This window comes from Burkholderia sp. HI2714 (assembly GCF_002223085.1).
GTDB classification, from domain to species: Bacteria; Pseudomonadota; Gammaproteobacteria; order Burkholderiales; family Burkholderiaceae; genus Burkholderia; species Burkholderia lata_D.
This window is the reverse complement of record NZ_NKFM01000022.1, coordinates 124323-133357: the sequence shown is the minus strand read 5'-3', so window position 1 is coordinate 133357 and position 9035 is coordinate 124323. Positions and strand designations below refer to the sequence as shown.

Here is a 9035-nt window from a genome sequence, read left to right as displayed (position 1 = left end):
GCGGCGTGATCTTCCCGCCGTCGACGTACTGGCCGGAAATCCAGCGGATCTGCCGCAAGTACGACATCCTGCTGGTGGCCGACGAAGTGATCGGCGGCTTCGGCCGCACCGGCGAATGGTTCGCACACCAACACTTCGGTTTCGAACCCGATCTCATCACGATGGCGAAGGGCCTCACGTCGGGCTACGTGCCGATGGGGGCGATCGGCATTCATGAACGCGTGGCGCGACCGATCATCGACAACGGCGAATTCAACCACGGCCTCACGTACTCGGGGCACCCGGTCGCGGCGGCCGTCGCGGTCGCGAACCTGAAGCTGCTGCGCGACGAAGGGATCGTCGAGCGCGTGAAGAACGACATCGGGCCGTATTTCCAGCGCCGGCTGCGCGATGCGCTGGGCGACCATCCGATCGTCGGGGAGATTGCGGGAGCGGGGCTGGTTGCGGGCGTTCAGCTTGCGCGCGACCGGGAGCGGCGCGAGCGGTTCGCTGCGAATGTCGATATCGGCACGATCTGCCGTGACTTCTGCTTCAACGGCAACCTGATCATGCGTGCGACCGGCGACCGCATGCTGCTGTCGCCGCCGCTCGTGATTCGCGAGGCGGAGGTCGACGAGATCGTCGACAAGGCGAAGCGCGCGTTCGATGCGACGGCGGAGCGGGTGGGGCGCGTGGAGTAAGCCGGTGTTCCGCGGCAAGCGCCGCGGAACACACTCGCCACCAAAACGAAAAGGCCCTGCGTCGTGAGACGCAGGGCCTTGAATTCTTTGGCGGTACTTCCCTTAAATTGATCGATGTGTTCCTTTCTCGGCAAGCGGGAGGTAGTTGGTAGGCTGAGACATACCCCCAAAAGTACCCCCGGATGTCACGCGCTGCGTCCCCCGTGCGCCCTGGGGTGCGTTCGTCATTGTCGCAATTCCTACTACAAGTCTTGAGCAGGGCCAGCCTTCCTTGGTACTGTACGGACGTGCACGATGGACTGTGCCGGCTATTGTCGCCCTGCGGCTGGGCGAGCGGTCGTGCCCGGCTGTTCCGCCAAAACCGGTCCCCTTGCCGGGCCCGGGCGGTTTCTAACCCAAGGGTCTTGCGTGTGGGAGCGCAATGGGCATCAAAGAAGATTTGGCCGAACGGGAAGCGAGCTTTGTGAGCCTCCGCAAGATCCTTGAGGGGTTGTGTGCAGCGCAAGCAGTAAGCCTCAAGGATGCCGCCACGTGGCTTTCGGAAGAGTTGTACAACGCGCACGCAATCGAGCTACCTGAATGGTATGAACTTGCACCGGGGCGGGGCTTGCTTCAAATCAGTGGAAATCGTGTCGCAGATGCCCAACGCGCACTGCAATACGTGATTACCCACGGGACATTTGCACCGGATTGGGAGCTCGACCCAGATGACATACCGTTCTGATTACGACCGTTTGGGTTTCAAAGTAGACGCAATCTACGAGTTTCTTGCCGACCGTGGAATCGTTCTTGAACAGGCTGAAGGAGCCGGGCACGATGTCGAACAGGTCGAAACGTCCGTCGCTGCTTGGTCCAAGCCGTTTATCGGTCGGTATCAGGTTTCTCTTCGCTGGGCAGCGGCGATTCTCGCCGGGATTGATCTTGATGCATCGGGATTTCTCAGCGACGACGAAGGTGCAGAAATCGGCAAGTGGCAAGATGCCTTGATCGATGCCATCGAAAATCAGGAAATCGCCGCCGGAAGTTGGGGCGCTGATCGAGGCGAACAGATGCTGTCGCATGCCGATATCCGCGCATGGTGCGCTAGTCGCGGGCACGTCTGGCCGATTCCCGAGCCGGATCCGAAACCGACCACTGACGCGGAGTTGTTGGAGCGATTGCGCGTTGCCGAAGCGGAATGCGCAAGCTTGAAACGCCAACTGACTCAAGCGTCGGCCATTACTGACGACCGCACGCAGCTTCGCGAGCAGATTTACGCGCTGAACGGCGTCGTGTCGAACCTGACGGCGTCGCTTGACGCAGCGAACGCGAAGATTCACGAGCTTGAGGTCGATCTACTGCAGGGCAAGAGTCGTACGATGGCGCTCAAGCTCATCGGCGGTCTCGCCATGACCGGGCACGGGATCGATATTCACGCTGATCGACTCGACGGTATCGGGGAAATCTTGTCGGACTTGGCCGCTAAAGGCATAAGCGTGAGCGAGCAGACTTTGCGCGACCGCCTCAAGGACGCAGCCGAACACATCGAACGGCGCAACCCCAATCCCTGACGCGCCTGCGTCCCAAACCCCAATATTGGGAACGCTGAACCCCAATATTGGGTTCTTTCCGTTTGTTCGTCTCTAGCCTTGGTTCCGTGTACCGGGAATGGCCCGGAACGTACTTACGGAGCCTCAAATGGCCGAGATCATCAAACAGGCACTCGTCCGCCGCAAGCAGGTCGAGATTGAAACTGGCCTGCCCCGTTCCTCGATTTACGCGAAGATGCGAGCCGGCACGTTCCCGCGAAACGTCCGTATCGGCACTCGTTCGGTCGCATGGCGGCGCGTTGATGTTGATGCGTGGATCGCTGATCCGGCCGGCTATCGCGTCGAGGGGTGAGGCGATGGAAAAGAAAAACGCCCGCCAACCGAAGCCGACGAGCGCGAACCAACACCGCAACTTTAACGGAACGGCGAACCCGCGTCACTTGCGCGCGCTGGCCGTTCTCCAAAACCGTCCGATGCCGCGCGAAGAATTGGACGGTTTCGTTGGCTGTAGCAATTCGCCCGACCTCATCGCACACCTGCGCGCAATGGGCCTCACCTTGCCTTGCGTACGCGTCCCGTGCATCGACCGCGATGGATTCGAAGTGCGTCGCGGCATCTATCACCTCACTACATCCGACCGACGCAAGGTTGCCCGTTGGCTGAAATCGCGGGAGGCTGTATGAGCGCGATTGCGTGGTGCCATTACGGGACGGGTAAATACCGCGTATGTTGCCCCGTATGTGGGCGCGGCGAACGTGATAAAACGCTCGGGTTGACCATCACCGCAAATGGCGCGGGCGTCGCGCACTGCTTCCGTTGCGACTTCACGGACACGTACCGACCCGAGCGCGGCGTGGGCGGCGGGATGTATGGCAGTGGGCGCATGCCGGTTGTTACGCCGCCCGTGAAGTATCACGTCCTGTCTGATTATGGGCACGACCTTTGGAACGCTTGTCGCGTCATTTCCTGCGATGCGCTGGCCTATCTCAACGCTCGCCACTGCCGCATCCCGCCGCCCGACGGCGATTTGCGCTGGCATCCCTCGCTGAAGCATCCGGCCGACTATGCCGGCCCGGCACTCGTCGGGCTCGTGACGCACGCGGTAACGCGCGAACCGATGACTTTGCACAAGACTTGGATTCGGACCGATGGCCGCAAGGCTGAAGTTGACCCGCCGCGCCTGCTGCTCGGCGGGCATCGCAAGGCAGGCGGCGTCATTCGCTTGTGGCCCGACGAGGCCGTAACGTGCGGGCTCGGCATCGCGGAAGGCATCGAAACGGCGCTGTCGCTCGCGCACGGCTATGCGCCGGTTTGGGCATGCATCGATGCGGGCAACCTGCAGGCGCTCCCGGTGCTGGCCGAAATTGAATCGCTGATCATCGCTGTGGACGATGATCCGGCGGGCAAGACCGCCGCCGCTGCGTGCGCGCAACGCTGGTCCGACGCGGGCCGCGAAGTCGTAGAGGTGAGCTATGGGGCATGACCTGAACGACCTTGCCGTGAGCGGCGGCGCAGAGGCCGTTCAATTGGCCATTGCGAACGGTAAGCACGCCACGAAAACCGAGCCGGTGCGGGATGGCGTGATTCTCGTCAACGGTTCCGACCTGAAGCCCGAACCGATTAGCTGGCTGTGGCACGAGTGGCTCGCTGGCGGCAAAGTGCACATTCTCGCGGGTCCACCGGGACAGGGTAAAACCACGATTGCGCTCGGACTGGCCGCGACTGTGACATGCGGCGGATGCTGGCCGGACGGCTCACGGTGCCAACATGGAAACGTGCTCATTTGGTCGGGCGAGGACGACCCCGCCGACACGCTGCTGCCCCGCCTGCTGGCATCGGGCGGCGAACGGAACCGGATTTACTTTGTGACCGGCGCGCGCGTGAACGGCGAAGTGCATTCGTTCGACCCGGCGCGCGACATGCTGGCGTTGCAGGAAGCGGCCGAGCGCATCGGCAACATTCGCCTGATTATCGTTGACCCAATCGTGTCCGCCGTGACGGGAGACTCGCACAAAAACACGGAAACGCGCCGCGCGCTGCAACCGCTGGTTGACCTTGCCGCCAGCACGCGGGCCGCACTTATCGGCATCACGCATTTCAGCAAGGGCGGTCAAGGTGCCGAGCCGGCGCAACGGCTCAACGGCTCGATTGCGTTCTCCGGCGTGCCCCGCGTGGTAATGGTGGCCGCCAAGGTGAAGTCTGACGAGGACGACGACCGGCGCATTTTTGCCCGTGCGAAGTCGAACATCGGACCGGAGGGTGGCGGATACGAATATCACCTTCAACAGTCCGAACCGCTGCCCGGGATTTCCGCCTCGTCAATCGCGTGGGGCGAACCGGTGGCGGGTACGGCGCGCGAACTGCTCACCGATCCGAATGAGCAAGTCGGAGAAGACGAAAGCGCGCTTTCGCAGGCCGTCGAATTCCTGCGCGCGGTGCTGCGCGAAGATGTGGTTCCGACCAAGGCGGTAGAAGCCGAAGCGAAGCTCGCGGGTATCTCCCTGCGTACCGTGCGCCGAGCATCTGAAAGGCTTCAGGTGAAAAAGCGTCCCGGCGTGGGCGGAAAATGGTACTGGAGCCTGCCAAAGAAGGTTAATCCCGACAACGTCCCCTCCACACACAACAACGTGGCCAACATGGACAACATGAACAACTTTGGCCAAGTTGGTCAAGATGGACAACAGGGCGTTGGCCAAGTTGTCCACGTGTCCAACGTATCCGAAGTGGACAAGTCGTTGAGCAACACCTCGCAAACCGGAGAACAACAATGATCGACGGGCTCATTGCAGGCAAGATGTTCGGTAAAGCGACCGAACGCACGGGTGCGACCGGCAGGCTGTTCGTGACGGCGAAGGTTCGCGCTGCTGTTAGCGACGGTGACGCGCTGTTCGTGAACGTGATTGCGTTTTCGGACGGCGCGAAGGCCGGGCTGTTGGCGCTCGATGACGGTGATGCCATCGCGCTGGCTGGTACGCTGATCCCGAAGGTTTGGACCGACCGAAACGGCGACGCTAAACCGGCGCTCGACATGGTCGCGCACGCGGTTCTGAGCGCCTATCACGTCAAGCGTAAGGGCGCCGCTGTGCAAGGTGCGAACGACGGCGACGAACGCGGGAGCGGACGCCCTGCTATGGATGATGCCCGACAGGCGGCGGCGCTCTACGGCGGCGACACGTCGGGCATGGCGGACGATTTGTAGGCGGGGGGAAACCGAATCGAACAGGCGTATTACTTTTTCAAATAGGAGTACGAAGTCATGAAAATTTCCGAACCAAAACGGCTTTTGGAACGGTTGCATTTTGACGAGATACGCGGCGAATACAGCATTTTTATTTGGCCCGGTCCGAGCGGCCAACCGCTGTATCGAGTCGTAAGGCCCGGCCCTGTGAAGTACCGCGTCGAAATTCGTCCCGAAGGTTACATCGTGTTGATCCCGCGCTAACGCGCCTTTTTGGAGAATCGCTATGAATCCGCTGAAGCGTCCCTTGCCCGAACGCATCGAAGCCCTTGAAGCGCTCGCAAACGATGCCGGTCTCACCGGCGAACTTGAAGCGAAACAGCGTGCCAAGGTTGACGAGCGCCGAGCGGAACTGGCGCGCGAACTCAAGTCGTTGCCGGACCGGAAACGCGAACGGTCCGCGTTGACCAACGACGCCGAACGTGCCGTTGTTGTCTTCGTCGCAGCGAAAGCCGCATATCACGAAGCCGAAAAATCGATGCTCGAAACGCGCGGTCGCCTCGCGGTTTGGACGATGACCGATAGCGGCGAGCGCGAACGCATCCTGACCGAACTCGAACGCACCGCGCCGTCCGAAGTCGGCGAGGCGCTCGACGACCTATCGGATGCCGATGACTTGTTGCGTGCCGCAGTTCGGACCGACGTATTCACGGAGAAAAACTGGCTGGGTGCTCGCGTCGGCAACGTTACGACGAACATGCCCCAAATCAAGGCGGCTCGCGCGAAAATCGCAGAGGCACAACGCGACGTTCGCGCGCTTGTTCATGACGGCTCGATTTCAAGCGAGGAACTGGTATCGCGTGCGCGGATGCTCGTAGATGCTGCGCTGGAACCGCTGTTCGACTTCGTGTCACGTCAGAAATGGGAAACCCGTCGTTCGCGACCGCACGGCGACCTGTTGGCCGAAGTCGCAGGCTATGGGAACTAGCTGCGGGCAGGCGGCGTGCATCGGCGGTGTGAGCCGTTCCCGCATGCCGCTTGCCGTTCAACAAGCTATTGACCGAAGCGAAATTCTCTCAATAACGTTCTTCGCAACTTGCGGTGAAATGAAGGCTGCCCATTCACCCTGAGTGGCATTAGTCGCCGCATTCTGCAATCAGCGTGTAGGCTAGGTCTTCAAACCCCTCGACACTTTCATCGCCGCGAAAGCAGCTAACGTCCATTCGCCCGTCATCAAAAACGTCGATCTCAACACGCATTCCGACGAAGGTCACCGACACCAGTATCGTGTCGCTACGATGACGCGAGAGGGAGTAGTACAGTCTCTTTTCATCTAATTTTTCGAGTAGCTTGTACAGAGGGTGGCTCATGATTTTCTCGGGTTCCTAAATTTCACCTTGCCGATGCCATTCTGAAACGCCGCTCTTCTCCCGGGGCTCTGGCTTGGCACCGACCACCGTTCGCCCTGTTGGTACCTCATACGTCTGCGCGATGGCCGTTATCAAAGAGATGCATGCCTATTGTCAACAACGTATACGTTGACGTCGAACGACGACCGAGCGCGCCGCGATACTGGCCGATTGTAGGCGCTTTGGCTGTCGGTGGGCGTACCGGCGGAGGAGCCTTGGCCGACTGGCGGGCCGGGCCGGAGGGCTTTCCGGGTCCGCAGAGATCCCGCATGAGGGTGGTAGGGGGCGCGAATCTCTAGCGCGACCGCGCCGATGATCGTGGCGCAAGTCGAATTTTTACCGCCGCGAAATTAAGCACGGGCGTGCTAAATTTGTATTCGCCGAGTGAGCCGGCCGGGCGGATACGCTGGAACGCGCAGTTTGTCGCTTAAACTTTCGGACAGGCGCGCGGGGGCGCATAAGGGGAGTCGCGATGAACGCCTTGCTGACCGGCGTCGTTACGGGTTGTTTGGCGATTGTAGGGGTCATCCTAACGTCGTATTTGACCCGGAAACGAGAGTATGACGCGGACTGGCGCAAAACGAAGTTGGAACACTATCGAGAGTACGTCGCGGCACTTTCCGGCGTAATCGAGGGTAGAAGTATCCCGGCGGCTGCCCATGAGCGGTATGCCGATGCGCTAAACGCGTTGGCGCTCGTCGCATCGGGCGAAGTTCTCGCGGCTTTATACGCGTACCAAGACGAAACAACTTATCGCAACGCAGACCGAAGTCGAGCGACGCACGACCGGCTGTTGAACGACTTGCTGCGTACGATGCGGGACGATGTTCAACCGAACACGGGTAAGGGCGTTGAGCTGCCTCCGTTCCGTTTGATCGGTGTGCCGCCGCTTACCTATGCGGATGCATAGCGACGAGAGTTCGACCGAATCGACGGCACCTTCGCTTGGACGTAAGTGAGTAGTGGAAACCGACCGCTTACCGTGCCGATGCACTCATCGGGATAACTTCCGCACCTGCCTTGAGTCGGTCGAGGTAGTCCGCCCATTTCTGCATCATTTCGCGACGCTGAGGAAGGAAGGTCGTTCGGTTGTACGCACGTCCGAGCGGGTCTTTCACGGTATGAGACAGTTGTGATTCGATCACCTCGACAGCGACGCCGAGCACTTCGACCATGATGGTACGTGCCATCGCTCGGAAGCCGTGGCCGGTGATTTCGGTGCGTGTATCGTAGCCGAGCCGGCGCAGCGCGGCGTTAATCGTTGCCTCGCTCATTGGCCGATTCCGGTCGCGTGCTCCGGGGAAGACGTAACGACCGCCGCCGGTCAACGCGTGCAAGTCGTGAAGGATGGCGACGGCCTGATCGGGTAGGGGCACGATATGCGCTCCGCCGTCCATCTTGGCCGCCTTGTTGCGTTTCATGCGTGTGCCATCAATCTCCCACGTCGCGTTATCTAAGTCGATTTCCGACCATTCAGCGGCACGCAACTCGCCCGGGCGACGGAACAGCATCGGCGCGAGCTTGAGCGCGCAGTGAACCGGAAACGTACCGCCGAAGGCGTCGAACGCACGCAGTAACTCGCCGACCTTGCCGGGGTCAGTGATGGCCGCGAAATGCTTTTGTTGGATCGGCGGAAGTGCGCCACGAAGGTCGGCCGTTACGTCGCGCGTTGTGCGACCGGTTGCGACGGCATATCGGAATACTTGGCCGCAGTTCTGTTTCGCCCGGTGGGCCGTGTCGAGCGTTCCGCGTGCTTCGATCCTGCGGATAACGTCGAACACCTCGGCCGGCTGAATTTCGGAGATAGGGCGCTTCCCGAGCCAAGGGAACACATCATTCTCGAAGCGGGCGATGATCTTGCTCGAATGGCTTTTTGCCCATCCGGGCGAATGCTTGTTGAACCACTCGCGCGCGACGGCTTCGAAACTCGTCGCGTCCGCGAGACGGGCGGCGCGCTTGTCCGCCTTCTTCGCTTCGCCGGGATCGATACCGGTCGCCAGCTTTTCGCGGGCGTCATCGCGCTTCTTGCGTGCTGCTTGTAGCGATACGTCCGGATAGACGCCGAGCGCGAGCAATTTTTCCTTACCGGCGATTCGATACTTGAACCGCCAGTAGCGCTGGCCCGCCGGCGTGACGAGTAGGAACAGACCGCCACCGTCAAACAGCTTCTGCGGCTTGTCGCCGGCCTTGGCGTTTCTTATTGCGATGTCGGTGAGCGGCATGGGGGTATCTCCGAACG

Annotated in this window: 13 protein-coding genes; 11 read left to right on the top strand and 2 right to left on the bottom strand. The window is 60.9% G+C overall.

What is annotated here, in order from left to right:
- The 10 genes from CFB82_RS12345 to CFB82_RS12305 all read left to right on the top strand — a co-directional run.
- The coding region (locus CFB82_RS12345) for an aminotransferase class III-fold pyridoxal phosphate-dependent enzyme (protein ID WP_143750902.1) at positions 1 to 680 on the top strand (680 nt) is incomplete at its 5' end.
- Positions 681 to 1101: 421 nt separating this feature from the next.
- On the top strand, positions 1102 to 1404 hold the full coding sequence (locus CFB82_RS12340) for a hypothetical protein (protein WP_089484278.1): 303 nt from the start codon (positions 1102 to 1104) through the stop codon (positions 1402 to 1404).
- Positions 1388 to 2230 carry a hypothetical protein gene (locus CFB82_RS12335; RefSeq protein WP_143750901.1) on the top strand — a complete coding sequence of 281 codons (843 nt, stop codon included), beginning with the start codon at positions 1388 to 1390 and terminating at the stop codon, positions 2228 to 2230. The genes CFB82_RS12340 and CFB82_RS12335 overlap by 17 nt, the downstream gene beginning before the upstream one ends.
- A 127-nt stretch (positions 2231 to 2357) precedes the next feature.
- Positions 2358 to 2561, top strand: a complete 204-nt coding sequence (locus CFB82_RS12330) for a helix-turn-helix transcriptional regulator (RefSeq protein WP_089484276.1) — start codon at positions 2358 to 2360, stop codon at positions 2559 to 2561.
- 4 nt (positions 2562 to 2565) lie between these two features.
- Entirely contained in the window at positions 2566 to 2892 is a 327-nt protein-coding gene (locus CFB82_RS12325) for a hypothetical protein (protein ID WP_089484275.1), read from the top strand.
- Positions 2889 to 3692, top strand: a complete 804-nt coding sequence (locus CFB82_RS12320; protein WP_089484274.1) for a DUF7146 domain-containing protein — start codon at positions 2889 to 2891, stop codon at positions 3690 to 3692. The genes CFB82_RS12325 and CFB82_RS12320 overlap by 4 nt, the downstream gene beginning before the upstream one ends.
- The gene (locus tag CFB82_RS12315; RefSeq protein WP_089484273.1) at positions 3682 to 4980 is read left to right on the top strand and encodes an AAA family ATPase; all 1299 of its coding nucleotides are present in this window, start codon (positions 3682 to 3684) and stop codon (positions 4978 to 4980) included. Before CFB82_RS12320 ends, CFB82_RS12315 begins: the two co-directional genes overlap by 11 nt.
- Positions 4977 to 5408, top strand: a complete 432-nt coding sequence (locus CFB82_RS12310; RefSeq protein ID WP_256990351.1) for a single-stranded DNA-binding protein — start codon at positions 4977 to 4979, stop codon at positions 5406 to 5408. The genes CFB82_RS12315 and CFB82_RS12310 overlap by 4 nt, the downstream gene beginning before the upstream one ends.
- Positions 5409 to 5465: 57 nt before the next feature.
- Positions 5466 to 5651, top strand: a complete 186-nt coding sequence (locus CFB82_RS42100; RefSeq protein ID WP_143750900.1) for a hypothetical protein — start codon at positions 5466 to 5468, stop codon at positions 5649 to 5651.
- 22 nt (positions 5652 to 5673) lie between these two features.
- Entirely contained in the window at positions 5674 to 6375 is a 702-nt protein-coding gene (locus tag CFB82_RS12305; protein ID WP_089484272.1) for a hypothetical protein, read from the top strand.
- Positions 6376 to 6523: 148 nt separating this feature from the next.
- Here CFB82_RS12305 and CFB82_RS12300 read toward each other — a convergent pair whose 3' ends face one another.
- Positions 6524 to 6757: a hypothetical protein gene (locus CFB82_RS12300; protein WP_089484271.1), complete on the bottom strand. Its 234-nt coding sequence runs from the start codon at positions 6755 to 6757 to the stop codon at positions 6524 to 6526.
- A gap of 511 nt (positions 6758 to 7268) precedes the next feature.
- Between CFB82_RS12300 and CFB82_RS12295 the strand changes: the two genes are divergently transcribed.
- On the top strand, positions 7269 to 7706 hold the full coding sequence (locus CFB82_RS12295; RefSeq protein ID WP_089484270.1) for a hypothetical protein: 438 nt from the start codon (positions 7269 to 7271) through the stop codon (positions 7704 to 7706).
- A gap of 67 nt (positions 7707 to 7773) precedes the next feature.
- On the opposite strand, the gene CFB82_RS12290 is transcribed toward CFB82_RS12295, so the two are convergent.
- Positions 7774 to 9018: a tyrosine-type recombinase/integrase gene (locus CFB82_RS12290; protein ID WP_089484269.1), complete on the bottom strand. Its 1245-nt coding sequence runs from the start codon at positions 9016 to 9018 to the stop codon at positions 7774 to 7776.
- Positions 9019 to 9035: the final 17 nt, after the last annotated feature.

Excerpts from the sequence above, each read along its gene's own strand:
- CFB82_RS12340 (WP_089484278.1), top strand. The coding sequence starts at position 1,102 with ATGGGCATCAAAGAAGATTTGGCCGAACGGGAAGCGAGCTTTGTGAGC.
- CFB82_RS12335 (WP_143750901.1), top strand. The coding sequence starts at position 1,388 with ATGACATACCGTTCTGATTACGACCGTTTGGGTTTCAAAGTAGACGCA.
- CFB82_RS12330 (WP_089484276.1), top strand. The coding sequence starts at position 2,358 with ATGGCCGAGATCATCAAACAGGCACTCGTCCGCCGCAAGCAGGTCGAG.
- CFB82_RS12325 (WP_089484275.1), top strand. The coding sequence starts at position 2,566 with ATGGAAAAGAAAAACGCCCGCCAACCGAAGCCGACGAGCGCGAACCAA.
- CFB82_RS12320 (WP_089484274.1), top strand. The coding sequence starts at position 2,889 with ATGAGCGCGATTGCGTGGTGCCATTACGGGACGGGTAAATACCGCGTA.
- CFB82_RS12315 (WP_089484273.1), top strand. The coding sequence starts at position 3,682 with ATGGGGCATGACCTGAACGACCTTGCCGTGAGCGGCGGCGCAGAGGCC.
- CFB82_RS12310 (WP_256990351.1), top strand. The coding sequence starts at position 4,977 with ATGATCGACGGGCTCATTGCAGGCAAGATGTTCGGTAAAGCGACCGAA.
- CFB82_RS42100 (WP_143750900.1), top strand. The coding sequence starts at position 5,466 with ATGAAAATTTCCGAACCAAAACGGCTTTTGGAACGGTTGCATTTTGAC.
- CFB82_RS12305 (WP_089484272.1), top strand. The coding sequence starts at position 5,674 with ATGAATCCGCTGAAGCGTCCCTTGCCCGAACGCATCGAAGCCCTTGAA.
- CFB82_RS12300 (WP_089484271.1), bottom strand. The coding sequence starts at position 6,757 with ATGAGCCACCCTCTGTACAAGCTACTCGAAAAATTAGATGAAAAGAGA.
- CFB82_RS12295 (WP_089484270.1), top strand. The coding sequence starts at position 7,269 with ATGAACGCCTTGCTGACCGGCGTCGTTACGGGTTGTTTGGCGATTGTA.
- CFB82_RS12290 (WP_089484269.1), bottom strand. The coding sequence starts at position 9,018 with ATGCCGCTCACCGACATCGCAATAAGAAACGCCAAGGCCGGCGACAAG.